The sequence below is a fragment of the Branchiibius cervicis genome (assembly GCF_042661605.1).
Lineage (GTDB): Bacteria > Actinomycetota > Actinomycetes > Actinomycetales > Dermatophilaceae > Branchiibius > Branchiibius cervicis.
The window spans coordinates 763,595-785,830 of the sequence record NZ_JBHSWJ010000002.1; the positions used below are offsets into that span (position 1 = coordinate 763,595).

22 protein-coding genes and 1 pseudogene are annotated in these 22,236 nt (G+C 68.0%); 12 read left to right on the forward strand and 11 right to left on the reverse strand.

Annotated elements, in window-relative coordinates; all coding sequences use genetic code 11:
• Window positions 1–197 precede the first annotated feature (197 nt).
• Entirely contained in the window at window positions 198–338 is a 141-nt protein-coding gene (locus ACFQBT_RS04265; protein WP_377820644.1) for a hypothetical protein, read from the reverse strand.
• On the opposite strand from ACFQBT_RS04265, the gene ACFQBT_RS04270 reads away from it, so the two are divergent.
• Together ACFQBT_RS04270 and ACFQBT_RS04275 are read left to right on the forward strand one after the other, a co-directional pair.
• Complete coding sequence (locus tag ACFQBT_RS04270; protein WP_377820646.1) at window positions 330–2,018, forward strand: TM0106 family RecB-like putative nuclease; 1,689 nt, start codon at window positions 330–332, stop codon at window positions 2,016–2,018. The two genes, ACFQBT_RS04265 and ACFQBT_RS04270, sit on opposite strands and share 9 nt — an antisense overlap.
• Complete coding sequence (locus tag ACFQBT_RS04275) at window positions 2,015–2,998, forward strand: DEAD/DEAH box helicase (RefSeq protein WP_377820648.1); 984 nt, start codon at window positions 2,015–2,017, stop codon at window positions 2,996–2,998. The genes ACFQBT_RS04270 and ACFQBT_RS04275 overlap by 4 nt, the downstream gene beginning before the upstream one ends.
• A gap of 98 nt (window positions 2,999–3,096) precedes the next feature.
• Here the strand turns inward: ACFQBT_RS04275 and ACFQBT_RS04280 are convergent.
• A pseudogene (locus ACFQBT_RS04280) lies at window positions 3,097–4,443 on the reverse strand (sodium:solute symporter); the annotation flags it as partial.
• A 54-nt stretch (window positions 4,444–4,497) separates the two neighbouring features.
• Between ACFQBT_RS04280 and ACFQBT_RS04285 the strand changes: the two are divergent.
• On the forward strand, window positions 4,498–5,076 hold the full coding sequence (locus ACFQBT_RS04285; RefSeq protein WP_377820649.1) for a dihydrofolate reductase family protein: 579 nt from the start codon (window positions 4,498–4,500) through the stop codon (window positions 5,074–5,076).
• On the forward strand, window positions 5,073–5,975 hold the full coding sequence (locus tag ACFQBT_RS04290; RefSeq protein WP_377820651.1) for an amidohydrolase family protein: 903 nt from the start codon (window positions 5,073–5,075) through the stop codon (window positions 5,973–5,975). Before ACFQBT_RS04285 ends, ACFQBT_RS04290 begins: the two co-directional genes overlap by 4 nt.
• On the opposite strand, the gene ACFQBT_RS04295 is transcribed toward ACFQBT_RS04290, so the two are convergent.
• Genes ACFQBT_RS04295 through egtB form a run of 3 tightly spaced genes read right to left on the reverse strand, consistent with a single transcriptional unit; the run spans window position 5,956 to window position 8,168 of the window.
• Entirely contained in the window at window positions 5,956–6,399 is a 444-nt protein-coding gene (locus ACFQBT_RS04295; RefSeq protein ID WP_377820652.1) for a hypothetical protein, read from the reverse strand. The genes ACFQBT_RS04290 and ACFQBT_RS04295 overlap by 20 nt on opposite strands.
• Before the next feature lie 18 nt (window positions 6,400–6,417).
• Window positions 6,418–6,879: a PPOX class F420-dependent oxidoreductase gene (locus ACFQBT_RS04300; RefSeq protein ID WP_377820653.1), complete on the reverse strand. Its 462-nt coding sequence runs from the start codon at window positions 6,877–6,879 to the stop codon at window positions 6,418–6,420.
• Complete coding sequence (egtB, locus tag ACFQBT_RS04305) at window positions 6,876–8,168, reverse strand: ergothioneine biosynthesis protein EgtB (RefSeq protein WP_377820655.1); 1,293 nt, start codon at window positions 8,166–8,168, stop codon at window positions 6,876–6,878. The genes ACFQBT_RS04300 and egtB overlap by 4 nt, the downstream gene beginning before the upstream one ends.
• A 99-nt stretch (window positions 8,169–8,267) precedes the next feature.
• On the opposite strand from egtB, the gene ppk2 reads away from it, so the two are divergent.
• A complete protein-coding gene (ppk2, locus tag ACFQBT_RS04310; protein WP_377825349.1) occupies window positions 8,268–9,062 on the forward strand; it encodes a polyphosphate kinase 2 in 795 nt (264 codons plus the stop codon).
• Here ppk2 and ACFQBT_RS04315 read toward each other — a convergent pair.
• Genes ACFQBT_RS04315 through ACFQBT_RS04335 form a run of 5 tightly spaced genes read right to left on the reverse strand, consistent with a single transcriptional unit; the run spans window position 9,059 to window position 12,239 of the window.
• The gene (locus tag ACFQBT_RS04315; protein ID WP_377820656.1) at window positions 9,059–9,379 is read right to left on the reverse strand and encodes a putative quinol monooxygenase; all 321 of its coding nucleotides are present in this window, start codon (window positions 9,377–9,379) and stop codon (window positions 9,059–9,061) included. The two genes, ppk2 and ACFQBT_RS04315, sit on opposite strands and share 4 nt — an antisense overlap.
• A gap of 16 nt (window positions 9,380–9,395) precedes the next feature.
• On the reverse strand, window positions 9,396–9,902 hold the full coding sequence (locus tag ACFQBT_RS04320; RefSeq protein ID WP_377820657.1) for a zinc-binding dehydrogenase: 507 nt from the start codon (window positions 9,900–9,902) through the stop codon (window positions 9,396–9,398).
• Entirely contained in the window at window positions 9,899–10,429 is a 531-nt protein-coding gene (locus tag ACFQBT_RS04325) for an alcohol dehydrogenase catalytic domain-containing protein (protein WP_377820659.1), read from the reverse strand. Before ACFQBT_RS04325 ends, ACFQBT_RS04320 begins: the two co-directional genes overlap by 4 nt.
• On the reverse strand, window positions 10,426–11,193 hold the full coding sequence (locus ACFQBT_RS04330) for an iron-sulfur cluster assembly protein (protein WP_377820660.1): 768 nt from the start codon (window positions 11,191–11,193) through the stop codon (window positions 10,426–10,428). The genes ACFQBT_RS04325 and ACFQBT_RS04330 overlap by 4 nt, the downstream gene beginning before the upstream one ends.
• Window positions 11,193–12,239, reverse strand: a complete 1,047-nt coding sequence (locus ACFQBT_RS04335; RefSeq protein ID WP_377820661.1) for an amidohydrolase family protein — start codon at window positions 12,237–12,239, stop codon at window positions 11,193–11,195. Before ACFQBT_RS04335 ends, ACFQBT_RS04330 begins: the two co-directional genes overlap by 1 nt.
• A 156-nt stretch (window positions 12,240–12,395) precedes the next feature.
• Between ACFQBT_RS04335 and ACFQBT_RS04340 the strand changes: the two genes are divergently transcribed.
• The 4 genes from ACFQBT_RS04340 to ACFQBT_RS04355 are packed head-to-tail and all read left to right on the forward strand — an operon-like array spanning window position 12,396 to window position 15,330.
• Window positions 12,396–13,838, forward strand: coding sequence for an AAA-type ATPase lid domain-containing protein (locus ACFQBT_RS04340; RefSeq protein WP_377820663.1), 1,443 nt, complete (start codon window positions 12,396–12,398; stop codon window positions 13,836–13,838).
• 18 nt (window positions 13,839–13,856) lie between these two features.
• The gene (locus ACFQBT_RS04345; RefSeq protein ID WP_377820664.1) at window positions 13,857–14,423 is read left to right on the forward strand and encodes an ABC transporter substrate-binding protein; all 567 of its coding nucleotides are present in this window, start codon (window positions 13,857–13,859) and stop codon (window positions 14,421–14,423) included.
• Complete coding sequence (locus ACFQBT_RS04350) at window positions 14,417–14,734, forward strand: TroA family protein (protein ID WP_377820666.1); 318 nt, start codon at window positions 14,417–14,419, stop codon at window positions 14,732–14,734. Before ACFQBT_RS04345 ends, ACFQBT_RS04350 begins: the two co-directional genes overlap by 7 nt.
• Window positions 14,710–15,330, forward strand: a complete 621-nt coding sequence (locus tag ACFQBT_RS04355; RefSeq protein WP_377820667.1) for a GNAT family N-acetyltransferase — start codon at window positions 14,710–14,712, stop codon at window positions 15,328–15,330. Before ACFQBT_RS04350 ends, ACFQBT_RS04355 begins: the two co-directional genes overlap by 25 nt.
• On the opposite strand, the gene ACFQBT_RS04360 is transcribed toward ACFQBT_RS04355, so the two are convergent.
• Window positions 15,278–18,967: an FtsK/SpoIIIE domain-containing protein gene (locus ACFQBT_RS04360; protein ID WP_377820668.1), complete on the reverse strand. Its 3,690-nt coding sequence runs from the start codon at window positions 18,965–18,967 to the stop codon at window positions 15,278–15,280. The genes ACFQBT_RS04355 and ACFQBT_RS04360 overlap by 53 nt on opposite strands.
• 254 nt (window positions 18,968–19,221) lie before the next feature.
• On the opposite strand from ACFQBT_RS04360, the gene ACFQBT_RS04365 reads away from it, so the two are divergent.
• From ACFQBT_RS04365 to ACFQBT_RS04375, 3 genes are read left to right on the forward strand one after another with little or no spacing between them, the layout of a single operon-like run.
• Window positions 19,222–20,448: a CpaF family protein gene (locus ACFQBT_RS04365; protein ID WP_377820670.1), complete on the forward strand. Its 1,227-nt coding sequence runs from the start codon at window positions 19,222–19,224 to the stop codon at window positions 20,446–20,448.
• The gene (locus tag ACFQBT_RS04370; RefSeq protein WP_377820672.1) at window positions 20,445–21,302 is read left to right on the forward strand and encodes a type II secretion system F family protein; all 858 of its coding nucleotides are present in this window, start codon (window positions 20,445–20,447) and stop codon (window positions 21,300–21,302) included. The genes ACFQBT_RS04365 and ACFQBT_RS04370 overlap by 4 nt, the downstream gene beginning before the upstream one ends.
• Window positions 21,299–22,222, forward strand: coding sequence for a type II secretion system F family protein (locus ACFQBT_RS04375; protein WP_377820673.1), 924 nt, complete (start codon window positions 21,299–21,301; stop codon window positions 22,220–22,222). Before ACFQBT_RS04370 ends, ACFQBT_RS04375 begins: the two co-directional genes overlap by 4 nt.
• The last annotated feature ends 14 nt before the right edge of the window (window positions 22,223–22,236 follow it).

A 22,236-nucleotide genomic window follows, 5' to 3' on the forward strand; every position in this document is an offset into this window, starting at 1 on the left:
CGCGAGGAGTTCCCGATCAGTGAGGTACTACCGGTCTTCAAGGAGCGCCGGGACCGCCTGCGGCAGCTCCTGATTCATCACCGTACGGCGAGCGGCCCGGTCCGGTGGGGCCGTTCCGACCTCGTCGCGTGCGGCCGTTGTGCCGATTGCACCGCAGCCATACAGGCACATGACGATCTCTGGGCGGTGGCAGGGGTCTACGCCGGGCAGCGGACGGCGTTACGTTCGGCGGGTGTGACCACGATGCCCCAACTGGCTGCGCTGCAGACAGCACCGGAGGGGTCAGCGGCGACGTCTTCGAGCGCCTCCGAGCGCAGGCGGATCTGCAGGTGCGGCAACGGGATCTGCCCGCCGAGGCGCCGATGCTCTACGAGTTCAAGCCGGGGGCTCAGCCGGCTCTGGCGATGCTGCCGGACCCGTCGCCGGGCGATTGGTTCTTCGATTTCGAGGGGGATCCGCTCTATGACGAGGGTGACCCCTCGGTGGTCGGTCTGGAGTACTTGTGGGGGATCCTCGACGCGCAGGAAATGTTCGATCCGTGGTGGGCGCTGGACCGGGGCGAGGAACGCCGGGTGTTCATCCGTTTCATCGAGACCCTCACCGCCCGTCGCGAGCAGTTTCCGGACATGCACGTCTACCACTACGCGCCGTACGAGACCTCCGCCCTCAAACGGCTCGCCATCCGCTACCAGACACACGAAGATGCACTCGATGACCTGCTGCGGGCGGGGGTCTTCGTCGACCTGTACGCCACCGTGCGGGCTGCGATCCGGATCGGAAAGGGCTCCTACAGCATCAAAAAGCTCGAGCCGCTCTACATGGGTGACCAGCTTCGCGATCCCGATGGCGTCACCGCGGGGGACGCCTCGATCGTGGCGTTCCACGAGTTCCTGCAGCTCACCCACGAGGGCAATAGCTCTGCGGCCGAGGGTATTCGGGCCGACCTGGCGGACTACAACGGCTATGACTGTCTGTCGACGTTGCGGTTGCGCGACTGGCTGCTGGCGCGGGCGGTCGAGGCCGGGGCCGGTTACGGCGCGGTGGTTCCCGCGGACGGCGCGGTGTCCGATCCCGGGCTCACACCGGACCAGGAAGCCAGAGCCCGACTGGTTGAGGAGCTCATTGCCGGCTCCGGGCCGATGGATCCGGCGCAACGAACTGCACACGAGCAGGCGCGTGCGTTGCTCGCGGCCGCGCTGACCTACTACCGCCGCGAGGAGAAGGTCGCGTGGTGGCACCACATCGACCTGCTCGGGCAACCGCGCGAAGAGCTCGAAAGCCAGCGCGACGTCTTCGTCGTCGACGATGCTGAAGTGCAGCAGGACTGGACACCGTCGTCGACCCGGGCCAACGCGGCCTTCCGGCGGGTGCTTCGCCTGACGGGCCGGTGGGGTCCGGGCAGTACTCCCGGCTCCGGCGTCTCGATTGCGTACGCCGCGCCCGGACCGCCCAAGGCGCAGTTCCCCGCCAGATCGGGGACACTCCTGCGCTCGGGTGAGGCAACGCTCGAGTTCACCGATGACCCCGACGTGGTGCTGGTGACCGAGAGCCGCCCCAGTGCCCTGATCTTCTCCGAGCGGCCGGTTGCGCTGCTGCCGCCGTCCCCGCCCCGGTCGAAGGTCATCGCCGACCGCATCGCCGTGGTTGCACAGCAGTCGCTGGGCGGTGCGCTGCCCGAGAACGCCGTCATCGATCTGTTGACCCGCCGGCCATCCCGCCTGGTGGGCGACAAGCCGTTGCCGCACACCGGCGAGGACATCACGGACATCGTCGCGGCACTCACCCTCATGCAGGACTCCTACGTCGCGGTGCAGGGGCCGCCCGGGACCGGCAAGACCCACACAGCCTGCGCAGTCATCAAAACCCTTGTCGAGCAGCACCATTGGCGGATAGGCGTGGTGGCTCAGTCGCATGCCGTCGTCGAGCATCTGCTGGCGGCTCTGCTGGCCGCCGGACTCGACGCCGAGGCGGTCGGCAAGATGGACAACCGCAGCGACCCCCGCCCTGGACCGACGTGACGAAGCCGAAAGACCGCGCTGCCTTCCTGGGACGCGAGGGCGGCTTGGTGTACGGGGGAACGACGTGGAAGTTCTGCAGTCAGGACGTGCCGCCCGGTCGGTTGGATCTGTTGGTCGTCGAGGAGGCGGGACAGTTCTCGCTGGCGGCGACCGTCGGCGCCGGGGTCGCGGCACGACGGCTCCTGCTCGTGGGAGATCCGCAGCAGCTGCCGCAGGTGAGCCAGGCCAGTCACCCCGAGGCCGTCGATGAGTCCGCTCTCGCCTGGCTGATGGAGGGGGCCGCCACGATCGGTGCGGAGCGGGGGTACTTCCTGGCCACGTCGTTCCGGATGCACCCGGCTTTGTGCGCGCGCGTTTCGCAGCTGTCCTACAGCGGACGGTTGCAGGCGGCGGGCGTCGCGGCGGATCGCGAGCTCACCGGGGTCGCGCCGGGATTGGGCGTGGTCACCGTGCCGCACGTCGGCAACAGTGTGCAGAGCCCGCAGGAAGCCGACGAAGTGGTCGCCCACGTGGTGCGGTTGTTGGGAACGCCCTGGCGCGGGCGCCTCAACCGGGCCCCGCGGCCACTGGAGGAAACCGACGTCCTGGTCGTCGCGCCGTACAACGCGCAGGTGGGATTGATCAAGGAGCGGCTTGCGGCTGCGGGACTGTCGGCGGTCAGTGTCGGCACGGTCGACAAGTTCCAAGGACGACAGGCGCCCGTGGTCATCATGTCGATGACCGCTTCGTCGCGGGGCGATGTGCCTCGGGGGATGGGATTCCTGCTGATGCGCAACCGGATCAACGTGGCGATCTCGCGAGCGATGTGGAGTGCGGTCATTATTCGGTCCGATGCGCTGACCGCCTACCTGCCAGCGACCGTTGATTCGTTCATGGAACTGGGCGCGTTCTTGTCGTTGTGCGACGGTGCAGCGTGGAAGAGGCTCATCACCCCGCCGACGACCAGTGTGATGACCACACCGATCGGCACGAGCCACTGAGGCGCGATGCTCGCCGTGGTTGCGACGCCGGCCTTGGTCACGTCGATCGAGATGTTGCGAACGATGTAAGTCATTGCGATCACCGTCGCAACGAACGCCACCAGCGCGTCGCGTTGGGTGGCGCGCGGGACGAGCCGGCCGAGCAGGAAGGCACCCAGCATGGCGCCGTAGGTGTAGCCCGCAATGGCCAGGCCGGTGAGGTAGACGTTGCCCGTCGTGCCCGAGAAGTGCATGGCGAACGCGGCCATCAGGACCGCCCAGACGATCGTCATGACCCGGCCGACCTTGAGTGCCACGTCGTCCGGCAATTGCTTGTTGGAGAAGGCGTGCACGATGTCGGCGACGGTCGAGTTGGCCATCGAGTTCAGGGCCGAGGACAGCGAGCCCATCGCTGCGCCCAGGATGCCGGCGACCATGAGGCCGGAGATGACGACGGGCAATCCGTGCAGGATGAAGTTGGGGTAGAGGTCGTCCGGGGTGGCCAGTCCCAGATCCTTGGGGCTGCGGCCGCCGTAGTAGGACCACAGCAGCGCCCCCACCAGGGAGAACGCCGCGAACTGGATGATGATGAAGACGCCGGAGCCGATCATCGCCTTCTGGCTGTCCCGCAGCGTCTTCGTCGACAGGATGCGCTGCACGATCAGCTGGTCCGAGCCGTGGGACGCCATCGCGAAGATCGCACCGCCGATGATCGCCGTGGGCAACGCGAACGGACTGGTGAGCACGTGCGAGAACGCGAAGTCGGTGTCGAAGATCTTGAACTGGCCGGCGTGGAAGGCATCCGTGACGCCGGTCCAGCCGACGTGCCCGGCCAGCACCACGATCGCCAGGATGGCCCCGCCGAGGTAGAGCAGCATCTGGATCGCGTCGGTCCAGATGACCGCCTTGATCCCGCCCAGGTAGGTGTAGGCCACGGTGATGACGGTCAGCACGATGATGATCACGCCGTAGTTCACGTTCGTCCCGAACTCATCGAGGAGCAACTTGATCGGGATAGCCGAAGCGAACAGTCGCACCCCTTCGGCCATCAGCCGGGTGACGACGAACGTCACCGACGCCAGCCCCTGGCTCCACCGGCCGAATCGCTGGCCGAGATACTGGTAGGCGCTGGTGAAACCCTCCTGGCGGTAGAGCGGGATCAACAACGTCGCGACGATGACCCGGCCGATCATGTACCCGAGCGCCAGCTCCACGTTGCCGAACCCCGCTCCCGCGTAAGTTCCACCCGGGACGCTGATCACCGTCAGGACGCTGGTTTCAGTCGCCACCACCGAGAAGCACACGGCCCACCACGGCATGCTGCGCTCGCCGACGAAGTAGTCGGAACCGGATTTCTGGCGCCCCGACAGGCGTAGCCCGATGACCGCGATCACGATCAGATAGACCACGATGACCGCAAGATTGAGGGCGTTGTCCACGAGCGCTCCTTGACTGGTGAAACTCATTTACCCAACAGACCATAGCTTGGCAATTGTTTCCGCTCATCCCGAGGAGGCGCCTTGAGCATCATTGTCGTGAATCACCTGAGTCTGGACGGGGTCCTGCAGTCGCCGGGTCGTCCTGATGAGGATCCGCGAGGCGGTTTCCGACACGGCGGGTGGGCGCAAGTCGACGACGATCCCAGCATGGGCGAGGTGATCAGCCAGCACCTCGGCCAGCGGTTCGCGTGGTTGTTCGGCCGGTTCAGTTACGAAGACATGCTCAGCCACTGGAACCGGGTCGGCGGCCCGTTCCGCAGTGGCCTGATCGATGCCGACAAGTACGTCGTCACCTCCGATCCGTCCTACGCGCCCCGGTGGCCCAACTCCCACGTGGTGACCGGCGACGTGCTGGGACAGCTGGATGCCCTGCGGCGCGATCGTGCTGGCAATCTGGTGGTCATGGGCAGCGGCGCGTTGATCAGGACGATGCTTCCGGCGGGTCTGATCGACCGGCTACTGCTGATGGTCCACCCGGTGGTGCTGGGGTCAGGGCAGCGGATGTTCGGCCCGGCCGAGAATGCGCAGGCCTTCCGCTTGATCAACGCGTCGAGCACCCCGACTGGCGTGGTCGTCGCCAGCTACGAGGCTCGGCGATGAGCGCTGTCCTGCTCCCGGTGGATGAGGGTGCCCAAGTGCGTGAGCGCCTGGGCAGCGTCGGGCTGGACTCGATGATCGACGTACACACGCACTTCATGCCCGAACGGGTGCTGGCCAAAGTACGCGCCTATTTCGACGCAGCCGGACCGTTGCTGGGGCGCACGTGGCCGATCGCCTACCGCGGTGATGATGACGATCGACTGGCGCGACTGCGGTCCTTCGGGGTCGCATGCTTCTCCTCATTGAACTACCCGCACAAGCCCGGTATGGCGGCGTGGCTCAACGACTGGTCCGCGCAGTTCGCAACGCAGGTCCCCGAGTGCCTCCAGTCGGCCACCTTCTATCCCGAGCCGGAGGCGCCGGCCTACGTGGTTGAGGCCATCGAAGCCGGTGCCCGCATCTTCAAAGTGCACGTCCAGGTCGGCAACTACGACCCGAACGAACCGTTGCTGGATCCGGTGTGGGCACAGTTGGAGGACAAGCAGATTCCCGCCGTCATCCATTCCGGCGATGGTCCGGTGCCCGGCGATCACACCGGGGTTGGGGGTGTGCGGCAGTTGCTCGAGCGCTTTCCGCGGCTGGTGTTGATCGTTGCCCACATGGGCATGCCCGAATACGACGCGTTCCTGGATCTGGCCGATGACTTCTCGAGCATCTATCTGGACACGACGATGGTTTTCACCCCGTTCACGGAGACGCTGATGCCCTTCCCGCCGGCGTCGAAGCCGCGGCTGCGAGATCTCGGGGACCGGATCCTCTTCGGCAGCGACTTCCCGAACATCCCGCATCCGTTCCTGACCCAGGTCGACGCGATCCTCGGTCTGGGGCTCGGCGCCACCTGGGAACGAAAAGTGCTGCGCGACAATGCAGCCCGCTTGTTCAAGGTTGACTTCCGCTAGGTGGTCGGTTGTCGCGATCCTCGGCTAGGCGGTGGTTCGCCATCACGAACCCGACAAAAGCGTCGGCGTCCTCGAACACCAACACCTCTTCTTCCGTGGTGAAACCGTCCGGCAGATGAGGCACGATCTCGCTACCGGCGGCGAGGAATGGTGAGTCCGGCATCATGATCAGCGCCCGGCATCGTCGCGCGACGTCGAAGATCACGTACCAGATGTCATACCCGGCCGGCCGGTTGAGGCTGAAGAGGCCGCCCTCGCCGAATCCGAAACAGAGGGCTCCTCCGTCGGCGGTCACCAGGTGCGTCGCGAATTCATCCGACGATTCGAGGGACACGAAAGGTGTCACGATCTCTCGCACCGCATCCCAATCGATGTCGGGACTGCTCCCGTGATCGAAACTGGCGAGGTAAACGTCGAGACTCATCGGGCGTGACCGGGCGACCTAGCCGTGCTCGGGCGGGAAACCGCCGGTGGCCACCGGGCCCCAGCGTCGGGGCGTGACCCGGATCAGCGACTTGTTCTGCCGGACCATCGCCGCGCGGTACTCGTCCCAGTCGGAGTGTTCGCCGGCGATGTTGCGGAAGTACTCCACGAAGGGTTCGACGTCGTCGACCGCGTCGATTACTTCGACGTCACCGTCGACCTGCACCCACGCGCCGTCCCATTCGTCGGACAGCACCAGCACGCTGACCTGCCGCCGACGTCGCGCGTTCTTGGTTTTCGCCCGCTCCGGGTAACTGGAAATCACGATCCGTCCCGAGTCGTCGACCCCGCCGGTCACCGGTGAGGCCTGGGGTGATCCGTCCTGGCGCTGGGTGATGAGCACGAGGTGGTGCCGGGGACGGACGAACTCCAGCAGCTCATCCAGTGAAACGTGAGTGTTGGTAGCCAGTTTCGGGCTCATGGTGCGACGTTATCGTCGGCCAGCCGGACACCCGACAGCGCCCAGCGTGCGCCCGGCGGGAAGAAGTTGCGGTACGACGCGCGCGCGTGGCCTGGCGGAGTGAAGGCGCAACCGCCGCGCAGCACCATCTGTGCCGACATGAACTTGCCGTTGTATTCGCCGATCGCACCCTCGCTGGCATGGAAACCGGGGTAGGGCAGGTAGGACGAGCGGGTCCACTCCCAGCAGTCCCCGAATAGTTGCCGCAACGACCCGTCCGGCTCGCCCGCAGCGCGCGGATGGAACGCCGACTTGTCGCCCAGGTTATCGGTGTCAGAGGGTGTTTCGTCCTGCAACCGCGCGGCATGCTCCCACTCGGCCTCGGTGGGCAGTCGCTTGCCGGCCCACGCGGCGTACGCATCGGCCTCGTAGTGGCTGACGTGGCAGACCGGCAGCGCCGGGTCGACCGGATAGGTGCCGTGCAGCGTGTGCTCAAGCCACACACCGTCCACCTGCTGCCAGTAGAACGGCGCTTGCCATCCCTCGGACTGCACGCGTCCCCACCCGTCCGATAGCCAGAACTCGGCGCGTCGGTAGCCGCCGTCGGCCATGAATTCCAGCCACTCACCGTTGGTGATCAACCGGTCGGCCAGACGGTAGGGCGCGAGGTACTCCTGGTGTTGCGGCAACTCGTTGTCGAAGCAGAACCCGTCCCCACCCGGGTGACCGATCTCCACCAGGCCGCCGGCAAAGTCGACCCAACCCAGCGGGCCAGGAGCCGACCCGGCGGCTCGCGGGCGCCCGGCGTACACCGGCTCGAGCGGATTCAGGGACAACACGTGCTTGATGTCCATCAACAGCAGCTCCTGGTGCTGCTGCTCGTGATGGAAGCCAAGCGTGATGGTCGGTGCGATCTTGGACAGCGCACCCTCGTCGAGCCCCGCGATCAGATCGCGCATTCGGTCGTCCACGTTGGCGCGGTAGCGCCCGACGTCGTGGGCGCCCGGCCGGGAGATCACCCCGCGCAGCGGGCGCGAATACCGCGGACCGACGGCCTCGTAGTAGGAGTTGAACAAGAACCAGTACTTGTCCTGGAAGGGCACGAACCGCTGCTCGTGCTCGGCTAGCAGGAAGGTCTCGAAGAACCACGTGACGTGCGCCCGGTGCCACTTGGTCGGGGACACGTCCGCCATCGACTGGACGGTCTGGTCCTCGGGGGACAACGGGCTCGCCAGTGATTCGGTATAGGCCCGCAACTCGTCGTACCGGGCGATGAAACCGGACGCGGACTCCAGCACAGGGGAGGTCATCCTGCGACGCTACCCAGCGGTCCGGACATATGGCTCCCCCTGTAGGGGGCGGCTGACTACAGTGATCATCCCCGGGCGGAGGAGCCGCAGATGAGCAGGATGGACAAACAGCTCTACGAGAAGGAGTTGAAGAAGCTGCAGGCGCAGCTGGTCACGATGCAGGCGTGGGTGCAGGAGACCGGCGCGCGGATCGTGATCATCTTCGAGGGCAGGGACGCCGCGGGGAAGGGCTCGACGATCAAGCGGGTCGCGGAATACCTCAACCCCCGCGTCACCCGGACCGTCGCGCTGCCCGCCCCGACCGAGCGGCAGCAGACCGAATGGTACTTCCAGCGCTACATCAGCCATCTGCCCGCGGCCGGCGAGATCGTCCTGATGGACCGGTCCTGGTACAACCGGGCCGGCGTCGAGCACGTGATGGGCTACTGCACCAGCGTGCAGTACCACCGCTTCCTGCGGCAGGTGCCGATCTTCGAGCGGCTGCTGGTCGAGGACGGGATTCTCTTGCTGAAGTACTGGTTCAGCGTCTCCGACGTGGAGCAGGAGAACCGGTTCCGCTCGCGCGCCGAGGATCCGATGCGGCGCTGGAAACTGAGTCCGAACGACGTCCTGTCGATCACCAAATGGGAGGACTACTCCCGGGCCAAGGACACGATGTTCGTGCACACGGACATTCCCGAGGCCCCCTGGTGGGAGGTCGACAACGAGGACAAGCGCCGCGGCCGGATCAACATGATCGCGCACCTGCTGTCCCAGGTGCCCTATGAGGAGATCCACCGCGAGGAGGTGGCGATCCCGCAGCGGCCGCCGTCCGGAGGGTACGAGCGACCGCCGCGGGAAATGTCCAACCACGTGCCCGACGTCGCCGCCGAGCTCGAGGCCCGCAAGCGTTAGTCGACCGCCATCTCACCCAGTTCGGACCACTGCTCACCGGGGACCTGGAAGTTGACGATTCGCGGTGTTTCCTCCAGGTGCGGCGGCAGGTCCCGCTGGGCCTGCTTGAAGTGGTCGGAGCCGACGTGCGCCTCCGCGCCGTCGTCCTTGAACGCTTCCAGCAGTACGTACTCCTGGGGATCCTCGGTGCTGCGCGCCCAGTCGAACCACAGGTTGCCCGGCTCGGCGCGGGTGGCCTCGGTGAAGGACCGGCTGATCTCCGGCCACCGGTCCGCGTCCTCAGCTTTGACGCGGAAGCGTGCTGTGATGAAAATCATTGCGACTCCTAGCAACTCAGGGGACAAGGATGGCGCGGCCGCGCACCCGACCATTGTCCAGATCGTCGATCGCGGTCTGGAAGTCGTCGAGCGCGTATTTCTGCGTGTGCAGGGTCACCGCCCCGCGCCGCGCCAACTCCATCAGATCGCACAGGTCGTTGTAAGACCCCACCAGGTTGCCGATGTAGTTGATCTCGGCCGAGATGATGTCGATGGTGGGGACGTCGATGTTCTCCCCGTAGCCGACCACGTGATAGTCACCGGCCTGCCGCAACATCGCCGTCCCCTCCGCTGTCGCGCCGTTCTCACCGACGAAGTCGACGACCACCTCGGCGCCGTTGCCGCCGGTGAGCTCCAGGACCTGATCAACCTGGCCGCCCTCGGCGACAACCCCGTGGTCGGCGCCGATCGACAGGGCCAACTTGACCGCGTCGGCGTTGCGGTCGACCACGATGATCTCGGCCGGGCTGAGGGCCTTGAGGACTTGAATCCCGATGTGCCCCAGGCCGCCTGCCCCGATCACGACCACCTTGTCGCGGGGGTGAGGCGCCGCGCGGCCTTGGCCGCCGCGTGGTACGCAGTGAGGCCGGCATCGGCCAGGGCCGCCACGTCTGCGGGCTGCAGCGAGGGGTCGATCTTGACCACGCTGCGCGCCGAGGTCTTGAGGTACTCGGCGTACCCGCCGTTGGTGTTGATGCCGGGGAAGGAGTTGGCCTCGCAGTGCACGTCGTCGCCGCTGCGGCAGGCGCGGCACAGACCGCAGGTGATCAGCGGATGCAGGATGACGGTGTCACCTTCCTGCACGTTGGTGACCGCACTCCCGACCGCCGACACCCAGCCGGCGTTCTCGTGACCGATCGTGTAGGGCAGTTCGACCTGCGACTTCTCGGCCCACTGGCCTTCGAGGATGTGCAGGTCGGTCCGGCAGACACCGGCACCGCCGATCTTGACGACGACATCCCACGGACCGGTGGGCTCGGGGACCGGAACCTGCTCCATCTGCAGGTTCTGGTGGTACCCGACGACCTGGACGGCTCGCATCGTGCTCATGACAGTGACTCCTTGAGGGTGCTGAGGGAAATGAAGGCGGCGTCGGCCGGCTCGAGGCCGTCGTGCCGCACGGTTTGGTCGTGCTCTGCCCCCGGATACCGGGTGCGTAGGAGGCCCCGGCAGAAATGCGCGTTGCCGTCGATGGAAATGCGGGTGGAACGCGCGCGGGCAACGGCGAGGGGCACATTGTCCGGGCGCCCGCCGTCGTGATCGACCAGGACGAAAGCCTCGGGCGCCGTGGGCAATCCGATCGCCGTACGCCGACGCATCAGCGCCGCTCGATGCTCGCCCTCGGGCAGATCGGCCAGGCGCACGCCGGCCAGTGATTCGACCGAGCGCGACGGGTCGGCCCGAAGGAGGTCGGTCAACGCGCGCTCCATGGCGGCGGTATGCGCCTTGCGGCGGAACGTCGTCCGCAACTCGTCCAGGCTGTCCAGCGCCTCGTGGCGGAAGGTGCCCCGGTAACCCAGGTCACCGGCCAAGCCGGCGTTGATGATGGGGGAGTCGTGGTGATCGTCGAGCTCCACGACCACCGTGTCCGTCCAGTCCAGCGCGACCAGCGCGTCCTTGGCGTCGGAGGCCATCAGGTAGGCGAAGTTGGGCGAGCAGAACGAGGTCGGCAGCCGTAGGTGAACGGTCACCGACGATCCGTCGATCGCGACGCTGCGCACGAAGCCCAGATCGGTGATCGGTTCGTCCAACTCGGGGTCGGTCACCACGGCCAGGGCGGCGGTGACCGCCTCCTGCCGAGTCAGCGTGAGCATCACTTGGCGCCCACCAGGTCCGCCGCCTCCGGCTGCCGCGGACCGGTCGCGGTCTCATCGGCCGTCGGCAACTGCAGCTCGGTCGGCACGTCCAGGTCGTAGAGCCGGGCCGCGTTCAGGCCGAGGATCTTCTTCTTCTGCTGCGTCGTGATCGGTGCGTACTCGGTCATGTCCTGCGGGATCTGGAAGTCGACGAATTGCTCGATCAGCCAGCGCGGGGTCCAGATGGCGTAGTCGGAGGAGAAGGTGATGCGGTCCTCGCCGATCCAGTAGAGCAACTCACCCAGGATCTGCGCGAAGTAGCGCGGCCGGGTGTGCATGAAGGGCATCGCGACCGCCAGGCCGCCCCACACGTTCGGCTCCTGGGTGGCAATCCAGCAGAAGTCCTCCAGCCGCGGAAGGCCGACGTGCTCGATGATGAAGTTCAGGTCGGTGAAGTCGGTCGCCACGTGGTCCACATCGGCGACGTCGAAGGCGTCGCGGTCCAGGGGCCGGATCGTCGGGCCCTTGTGGATGTGGATGTTCTTGATGCCGAGCTCACGGCACAGTTCGAAGTACCGGTAGGCCCACGGGTCGTCCAACTTCCAGCCGCGGCTCTCCCCGTGCCATTCGGCCGTGTAGAGCTTGACGCCCTTGAGGCCGAATCGCTCTGCGTCAGCCCGTAATTGGTCGAGGCCGGCCTCGCCGTTGCGCGGGTCGAAGTTGTGGTTGTACGTCAGTTTGTCCGGGTTGGCCCGGGTGAGGGCGAAGGCCTCTTCGGTCTGGCCGAAGCCGGTCTTGTAGAACTCACCGAGGTAGGCCGGCTGGAAGATGGCGTGGTCGACATAGCCGTCGGTGAACAGGTCCTTCATCAGCCGTTCGCCGCCCTGGTAGAGGTAGTCCTCGTAGGGCCACACCTCCGATTCCGGGGAGAGGTTGCGGTGGTAGTCGTAGAAGCAGTCGATGAACTGCTTGCCGTGGATATTGCGCTGGTTGCTCTCGCGGGCGTCCCACAGGGCGATGTGGGCGTCGACGATGAAGTACTTCTCGCCGTCCTTGGTGTACATGCGGGCCTCCTGATCGGTGCTGTGACTGATGTCACATCGCAGAACCTATGCGGCACCCCCGCCACCTGCTGCCCCCGCGCTGTCTCACTTTGAGACGGCGCGTCTGGGCGCCGTCCGGGCTGGCTTTGTAACGTGGGTCACACCAGGAGGTGAGGCATGGACGGACTGCCCGAGCGGGTGCACGGCGGTCGCCCGGCGTCGGCGCGGGTCCTGGCGTCGTGGCAACGCAGCCAGGAGTACGGCGTGTCCCTCGACCAGGTCCAGCCGGCCTTCACCGGTGCTCTCGACACCGAGTCGTTGTTCTTCCAGTGCGGCGATCAGGTGCTGCGTGACCTGAAGCAGACCCTGGCCGGTGAACCGATCAGCTTGATGCTCACCGACTCCGACGGCCTGGTGCTCAACCGGCACAGCGGCGATGACTCGTTGCTACGCGCGCTGGATGCGGTGCACCTGGCGCCCGGCTTCGGGTACTCCGAGCGGGAGGCGGGCACCAACGGCCTGGGTCTGGCGCTCGCCGACCGGTCGCCGACGGTCGTGCGGGCCAAGGAGCACTACGCGCAGAGCCTGACCGGATACACCTGTGCCGCCGCACCCGTTCTCGACCCGACCTCAGGACGGCTGCAGGGAGCGGTCAACCTGACCACCTGGTCGGACTCCTCCCATGACCTGCTCCTCGCACTCGCCCAGTCCGCGGCCAGCAACACGACTGCCCTGATGCTGACCCGGTCCCAGGGCCGTACGCCGCGACCCGCGCCGCGCGGCGAGGTCTTCCGCGTCGTGGCTCCGCACCTGGAGCCGGGCAGCGGGTCGACCTTCGCCCTGTCGACCGGGTGGGGTCAGGCACTGGATCAGGCCAGTGCCGCGCTCGCGGCCGGCCGGGTGGTGGCTGCCGTGGGCGAGGCCGGGGCGGGCCGGGTGACGCTGCTGTCGCAGGCCCTGCGCCGGGTGCGACCGCGAAGCCGGATCCTGTCCGCCTCCGCGCCCGCACCGCAGGATCTCGAACCCTGGTTGATGCTGTGGACTCCGGAGGTGGGTAAACCGGATACCGCGGTCATCGTGGGCGACGTCGACGTGCTGCCGCTGTGGGCGGCCGACCGGTTGGGCCAGTTGCTGGCGGCCGGTGAGGGTGTGCCGGTCGTGCTGACCGCGGAACGCCTCGAAGACGTGCCCGCACCGCTGTTGCCCCTGATCGAGACCGTGGTGCAGTTGCCGGCGCTGCGCGAGCGTCCCGAGGACGTCGTGCCGATCGCGTTGCACGTGGCTGCGCGGGCTCGGGGGCGCGAGGTCGAGATCACTGCCGCCGCCCGTCGCGCGTTGAGCGACCACTCGTGGCCGGGCAACGTCACCGAACTCGTGCGGGTGATCCGGCACGCTGCGATGCGGGCCGACGTGATCGACGTACGCCATCTGCCGCCCTCGGTGTTGTCCGCCGCCGCCCGGCGGTTGTCGCGGATCGAGCGGTTCGAGCGCGACGAGATCGTGCGCGCCCTGTCCCGCCCCGGCACGACGATGCAACAGGCTGCGGCCCACCTGGGGATGAGCCGGGCAACCCTCTACCGCAAGGTGTCGCAGTACGGCGTGCACGTGCCCCGCGCGTAGCCCACGTAGGGTCGGGGCGTGCGTATCGTGTCCCTCCTTCCATCGACCACGGAGATCCTCTTCGCGATCGGAGCCGGCGACGACGTGGTGGGGGTGACCTTCGAATGCGATACGCCACCGGAGGCGTTGGAGCGCACGATCATCTCGAATTCGGCCATGCCGCACGGTCTCTCGCCACGGGAGATCGACGATTACGTCGCGGCCGCGTTGGCGCGGGGCGAGGATCTCTACCACTTGGACGCCGACGCGCTGCGTTCGCTGGACGCCGACCTGGTGGTGACCCAGGACCTGTGCGCGGTGTGCGCGGTCGACGTTTCGGTGGTCGACGAGGCACTGGCCTACCTCGGCTGCACGGCGCAGGTCCTGACCATCGACCCGCACACGATGACCGAGGTGCTGGACTCGATCCGGATCCTCGGGGCGGCGACCGGGCATGATGATGCGGCGGCTGCGCTGGTGGCTGACCTGCAGGAGCGCCTCGCCGCCGTTGCGCGGCAGGTGGCGCAGCATCGCCGACCCCGCGTGCTGGTGTTGGAGTGGACCGACCCCCGTTCGCGCCCGGTCACTGGATCCCGGAGATGGTGACCATCGCCGGGGGCGAACCGGCCCTCGGTGTCGCCGGTGAGCGCTCGGAACGGGTGCAGTGGGCCGCGGTGCACGACTGCCGGCCCGACCTGATTGTCGTGGCGCCGTGCGGGTACGACGTGTCGGACTCCGCGCGCCTCGGTGGCCTGATCCTCGACCGGTTGCCCGACGTCCCGGTGTGGGCGGTCGACGCGAACGCGTCGTTCGCCCGCCCTGGCCCGCGGCTGGTGGATGGTGTGGAGGCGCTCGCTGCCTTGACGCACGACGTCGCGGTTCCGGATCTTTCGTGGAAACCGTTGCGGCTGCGATGAATTGGCGGATCCGGAGCTACCGAACCGGCGATGACGAGGCGCTGGCCGAGGTTTGCGTGCGCACCGGGGCGATGGGCGGCGACGCGACCGGTCTCTTCGAACCGGCCAGCCTCCTGCCGGACATCTTCCTCAATCCGTATCTGGCGCACTGCCCGGACCTTGCCTGGGTCGTCGCCGACGGAAAACAGCCGCCGGTCGGCTACCTGGTCGCCACCGCCGACACGTTGGAGTTTGACCAGTGGTTCGCCACGCAGTGGTGGCCGACCGTGGCCCACCGCTATCCGCGCGCCGATCGGCCGACGACGATGCAGGAGGTGGTGATCGAAACCGGGTACAGCCAGGGCACGGCTCGCAACCCGCTGGCCACCGAGTACCCGGCGCAGTTCCACGTCGATCTGCTACCGGTCCTGCAGGGCAAGGGTTTCGGCCGCCGGTTGATCGAGGTGCTGTGCGACGCGCTGAGGGCACGCGGCGTACCCGGGGTCCATTTGGGCGCAGGCAAGGACAACTCCGGAGCCATTGCGTTCTATCACCGGATCGGCTTCACCCCGTTGCCCTCTCCGGACGGGACGCAGTGGTTCGGCAAACGCCTGTGAGCGGCCCGATGCCGACACGCACCTGGGTGATCTGCCCCCGGCGCACCAGGACACCGGAGCCCGGCCCCTCGTCGTACGACGTGGGCAGATTGACGCCGAGCACCTCACCGTCGCGTGGACCGGGCTGCAGGATCACCCCGGTTCCAGCGCGTTTCACCAGGGGTAGTAAGCCGGTGAAGGCGTTGGCGGCGGCGGACAGCTGAGCGGCCACGATCACCCGCTGGCGAGCGGCGAGGTCGACCAGCAGGCCTTCCATCGGCGTACCGGCCAGGTGGTCGGCGTCGTCGACGTAGATCGCGCCGGTTGGCTGCTCGGCCGCCCACCGGGTGAGCTCGCCGCTCCGGGCCGGATCGGTCACCCAGAAGGCCGGGCCCGGGTCGGCGCGCGAGATGGCCCGCAGTGCGCTGGTGCGGCCGCTGCCCGGGGGTCCCACGACCAGGACCGTCCGGTCGTCGGCCCTCCAACGGATCGGGCCGTCGACGCCGACCGCGAACGCCCCGTCGGGTAGCGGATCTACCACCGCCGGAAGGGGATCGAAACGTACGGCGATCGGAGCGCGCGGTGCCGGCTCACCGGGGAGGGCGCACTGGATCTCCGATCCGTCGGGCATCAGCAGGCCTCGGCCGGGGGTCGCCAGCGAGGGTAGGTGCGTGGGTTTCACACCCAGCAGGATCAGATCGTCGGTGCCGCTGCCGGTGAGGCACAGCCGCCGTGCCGCGAGCCCGGACACCCGGCCGCTGACCACGGCACGGCCGCCGGCAACCGCCGTGATGACGCCGGCACGAGGGCCGTCGCGCATGATGGCCAGCAAGCGGTCGCCGAGCGTGAGGGACGCCGCGTCGGTCCGCGCCTGCAGGGTGTCCCAGTCGTCGACGAGTATCCGCACGGGCTCCCGCTGACCAGCAGCGATGCGCTCGTCCAACCAGGTGAGCAATCGGTGGATGCGGGCATGCTCGTCGAATGCGATGACGGCGCCGACGTGCGGATATCTCTCTAAGACAGTGGTTTTCGTTGCACCGAGGAGGTAGACCGGTTCGGAGCTTCCGGTGGCGATCGTCCGTAACACCGTGCTGCGGCCGCTGGCCGGACCGCCGGCGATCAGCAGGTTGCCGTCGTCCACCGACCAACCCGCCCATTCCTGCCGCTGCGCGTCTGGCAGATCGACCATCCCCAGCGGGGCCGTTCCCGGACTGCAGACCTGGGCAGTGAGGTGAGTCGCCAACGACGGTAACCAGGGGCGATGAGGCGCGCCGGAGCCCTGGCGTTCGTGGACGCGCCGGATCGCAGCCACGATGCGAGCAAGGTCCTCCTGCTCACCGTGCACCGGCCGTGGCTGCGGTGCGCCGGTCGCCGGGTCGACGCACAGCACTTCGGGAGCAGCGTCGTGAAGCGGGGTGCGGCCGCTCACCCTGGCCACCTGGACGACGTCGCGCCGCGTCCCGGACCGCTGGACGACGGCGCGCCCCGGCGCCGTGGGGTCGAGCCGGGCTGCGTCGTCGGCGTCGATGACGTCGCGTGAGTCGGTAACATCGTTGAGCCGCAGAGCGATTCGCAGGTCCATATTCGCCCGGATGTCGGCGGAGACCACGCCTGCGGGCCGCTGGGTGGCCAGGATCACGTGGATTCCGAGCGAGCGGCCGACCGCAGCCAGCCGGACCAGGCCGTGGACGAAATCGGGCAACTCATCGGCGAGGACCCGGAACTCGTCGATCACCAGCACCAGCCGTGCCATGGACCCGCCCCCGTCGCGGTGGGCGGCGAAGTCGGCGGCGCCGGCACGCGCCAGGAGTTGCTCGCGGCGGCGGATCTCGGCCTGCAGGGAGCGCAGCGCCCGGGCCGTGAGCGACACGTCGAGATCGGTCACCAGCCCCACGGTGTGCGGCAGGCTCGCGCACCCGGAGAACGCCGAACCGCCCTTGTAGTCGATCAGTACAAAGCTCAGCTCCTGGGGTGGCCGGCTCAACGCCCACGACACCAGCAACGTCTGCAGCAGACTGGATTTGCCGGCTCCGGTGGTGCCGGCGACCAGGGCGTGCGGTCCGTCCAGCGGAAGGTCGATCTCGCACACCGCGTCCGCGGCCCGTCCCAGCAGCACACGATCCGTGGCCCTGGACCATGCGCGCGCCACAGCGTCGGGGTCTGTGGGATCGATGCCCCGCTCGTCGCGCAGCAGGTCGATCAGCGAAACCTCGATGGGCAGGCCGACGCGTCCGACCGTGGATCTTCCGGCGGCGCCCAGAGCACGGGCGGCGGCCTCGGCCTGACCGGGTGCGGGCAGGTCGAGAACCAGATCCGGCGACGGCGCCAACCCGGCGGTGCCGCTGTGCTCGGTGGTCACGAGACGACCCGGGCGCGAGGTGTCGTCATCGCTGAGCACGATGATGATGGCCTCAGCCGGAGAATTCAGCTCCACCCCGTCGATCACCAGCAGCACTGCTCCGTGGGCCACGCCCAGAGGGTGCGGCCCGATGAACGGCGTGGCGTCCGGGGCGGGTAGCACGTGCGGCAGGAAGCGAAGCCATTGCCACGCGGGATGATCGGGCGTCGAACAACAGATCCGGATCTGCAGATCTCGGGGAGAGAACCAGGTAGCCACTTGGGTGATGAGGGACTGGGCCAGCAGGTACCGCTGGGGACCGGCGAGCTCTACACGACGGGCAGCGTGCAGATCCAGCTCGACCGGCGCCCGGGCCAGCATGACCGGTTGCGCGTCGTCGTCGCCGAATGCGTGCCCCTCCGGCCGCCGGGTCACCGCGGAGGTCACGGTGCCGCTCCCCAGGCGGACCCGCATCTCGACCGTGGGATCCCGCGACCAGCGCGCGGACGACCCGCAGCGGGCCACGCGCAGGGTGGTGCCGAGAGCGGGGGTCCGCACTCGGCGTACGGCGACCTCATGCTCCAGCGCGCGACGTACTGTCTCCTCGGCGTGCGCGCGGTCCTTGCGGTACGCGGCCGTCGTCCGGCGGTGGGAGCGGGAGCCGCCACGACGATCGGTGAGGTACTGGGCCAGCAGCATCACCGGTGACAGGATCGCGAACATCAGGAACATCGGATTGTGCAGCAGCAGCGCAGCACCGCCGGCCACCACCAGCGGCAGCAACGCCATCGCCAGCGGCCAGGGTCGCTTCTCCGGCGGGTGCGGGGCGGTGGGCATGCGGACCTGCACCGCTGCGGGCGGATCGGGCCAGGTCACCTCGGGCACCGGATCCCGCCGCGAGAGCTGCAGCACGCTGTCGCCGATGGCGATGCGGCTGCCGATGGTCACTTCTCGCGCGTCGCTCAGCGGCTGGTCATCGACAAGGGTGCCGTTGGTCGGGTCGTTCGAAGCCACCACGACGCGGCCAGAGTCCAGGCCGACGGTGAGGTGGTGGCGGCTGACGCAGCGGTCCGACACCCGCAGCACTGCGCCGCGACCCCGGCCGACCGTGACCTCGCTCGCACCCAGCGGCACCCACGCTCCGGCGCTCGGTCCCTCGACGACGTGCAACTCCAGCAGATGGCGCGGCGGCAGCGCAGTGGGTGCGGTGCTGAGCACGGCGGCGTGGACGAGGGGTTCCCGGCCCAGGACATCGGTGTCGGCCACCCGGCGTTCTCCGGCGAAGAGTGCTTCAGGCAGAGTCGGATTCGCTGCCGTCACGTCGCTCCACGTCGCTCCGGAGGGGAGCGCACCACGATGTCCCGGCTCACGGCGCCCTCGAAGATCGTCAACCGCACAAGCGTCATAGCCGAAGTCTGCGAGATCGGTTCGCACGGTGCAGGACACGCTGGGGATAACTCGCCACGGTGTAAAGGTTTCTTAAAGTCAGCTGTGGAAACCCCCACAGGGTGTCGCTGATCGGCTTTCATCGTGCTCGTCGCTCGGGGGAGCGATGCCGAACGAGGGGGTACTCGATGAACGGCGTCCAACTGGTCGAGGGCGAGGTCAGGGAACTGATCCGTCGCCAGCGATTGGACCCGGCGCGGGATCACGACGCGGTCGCCGACCTGGTCCGCGCCGCCGTGCGCGATTATGAGGAGCGGGCACTGCACGGCGGGCTGGACCCGCTGCCGGACAGTGCCTCGGCCCACCGGCAGGTGCTCGATGCGGTCGCCGGGTTCGGGCCGCTGCAGCCGTTCCTCGACGACCCCGAAGTCGAGGAGATCTGGGTCAACGAGCCCTCTCGCGTGTTCATCGCGCGGCGAGGACGCACCGAACTCACCAACACCATGCTCACGTCGGAGCAGGTCCGCGCTCTGGTCGAGCGGATGCTCAAACCCAGCGGGCGCCGGATCGATCTGAGCTCGCCGTTCGTCGATGCCACATTGCCGGACGGGTCGCGCCTCCACGTCACGATCCCGGATGTTTCCCGCACCCACTGGCTGATCAACATCCGCAAGTTCGTCGCCCGGGCGGACCGGCTCGACGACCTGGTCGCGCTAGGCACGATCGGTACTCCCGCGGCTCGTTTCCTGGCCGCTGCGGTCGCATCGGGTCTGAACGTCCTGGTCGCCGGCGGTACCCAGGCCGGGAAGACCACGATGCTGAACTGCCTGGCCTCGGCGATCCCTGCCAACGAACGTGTCGTGTCGTGTGAAGAGGTCTTCGAGCTGAAGCTTGGGCTACGTGACTGGGCGGCGATGCAGTGCCGCCAACCGAGCCTGGAGGGCACCGGAGAGATCCCGTTGCGGCGCCTGGTCAAAGAGGCGTTGCGAATGCGACCGTCGCGGATCATTGTCGGTGAGGTCCGGCAGGAGGAGAGCCTGGACCTGCTGATCGCACTGAACAGCGGATTGCCGGGAATGGCTACGCTGCATGCTAATTCGGCCCGTGAGGCCATTATGAAGATGTGCACTCTGCCGCTGTTGGCCGGCCCGAACGTCAGCTCCAGCTTCGTGGTGCCGACCGTGGCCAGCGCCATCGACATCGTCGTGCACGTGGCGTTGGAGCGCGACGGTCGCCGCCTCGTACGTGAGGTCTGCGCGGTGCCCGGTCGCGCCGAAGGTGACGTGATCGAGTTGGCCCCCTTGTTCGTACGTCGATCCGACACTTTGGTGCGCGCCGACGGCTTCCCGCCGCACCGCGAGCGGTTCGAGCGCGCCGGTTTCGACGTGGCCGCGATCCTGGCTGATGCGTCATGATCCCGGTCCTGTTGTTGGGAGCGGGTGTCTTCTGCCTGTGGTGGTCGTGGTGGCCGCGGACCGGTGTGTCCATCAGCACGCCGCGCGCGGGGTTGCTCACCCGGTTGCGAGATCTGCTCGGCCAAGCCGGGTACACCTCCATCGGTGCCGGTCAGTTGATCGCGATGTGCCTGATCGCAGGCACGGGCGTGTTCGTTCTGACGATGGCGGCCACGTCCGTCGCGCCGGTGAGTGCCGCGTTCGCCATCATCGCGGGGTACGCGCCGCTGGCGTTCGTCCGGATGCGGGCACGCCGTCGCCGCACGGTCCTGCGGGAGGTCTGGCCGGACGTCGTCGACAACATCGCGAGCGCCGTGCGCGCGGGCATGGCTCTTCCGGAGTCGTTGGCCCAGCTGGGCGTTCGCGGGCCGGAGGAATTGCGACCGGCGTTCGCCGACTTCGCCCACGACTACCGCGCCACCGGACAGTTCAACGAGGCACTGGACCGGTTGAAGGACAACCTGGCGGACCCGGTGTCCGACCGGCTGGTCGAGTCGCTGCGGATCGCCCGTGCTGTCGGCGGCACCGACCTGGGGCGCCTGCTGCGTACGCTGAGCTCCTTCCTGCGTGACGACGCGCGCACCCGCGCCGAACTCGAGGCCCGTCAGAGCTGGACGGTCAACGCCGCCCGCCTCGCGTTGTGTGCACCGTGGATCGTGCTGGCGTTGATGGCAACCCGCGGTGAGTCGTTGCAGGCGTACCAGAGTTCGACCGGTGTGGTCGTGCTCGCGATCGGGGCAGCGGTCTCGTTGATCGCCTATCGGGTGATGCGTCGCCTCGGGCAGTTGCCCGACGAAGAACGGGTCATGCGATGAACCCGCTATGGAGCGGACTGCTGTGCGGTGCGCTGCTCGGGACGGGACTGCTGCTGGTGTGGCGGGGTCTGCCGATGCGCCGGCAGGCGACGCTGGCCGACCGCATCGCGCCGTACGTCGTGACCGCGCCCCGGCCCTCGCATCTGCTGGCCGGGAGCGCCGACGAGATTTCCGTCAACGCCGTCCTCGCACCCCTGCTGCGCCGCGCCGGCACCCTGGTCGATCACTGGCTGGGTGGCACCACCTCGGTGCGCCGCCGTCTTGCCCGGGGCGGCCAACCCGACGACGTGGACGGCTTTCGTGCGCAACAGGCGATGTGGGGTCTGGTCGCGGGGGTGGCTGCCGCCGGCTACGCGACGCTCCAACTCCTGAACGGCGGGACGTCGATCACCGACGTCATCCTCATCCCGATCGCCGTGGCCGGCGGAGTGGTCCTGCGCGACCAGATGCTGAGTCGGTCGGCGGAGTCGCGCGAGCGAGCCATCCTGGGCGAATTCCCAGCAATCGCAGAGATGTTGGCGCTCGCAATCACTGCCGGAGAAGGGGCGGCCGCCGCGTTGGAGCGCATCGCCAACCTGTCCAGCGGGCACCTGTCCGCGGAACTGCAGCGCTGCCTGGTGGATGCCCGCGCCGGGGCATCGCTGCCGGAGGCGTTGCAGGGGCTCTCGGACCGCACGGGGCTGCCCGGGCTCGCCCGGTTCGTCGACGGCATCGTCGTCGCCGTCGAGCGTGGCACGCCATTGGCAGACGTCATGCGCGCCCAGGCCCAGGACGCGCGGGACGCCAGCAAGCAGCAACTGATCGAGTCGGGGGGCCGCCGGGAGATTTACATGATGATCCCCGTGGTTTTCCTGGTGCTGCCGGTGACGATCCTGTTCGCCATCTACCCGGGCCTTTCCATCCTGGACCTCAACATGTGAACCCGTCTCATCAC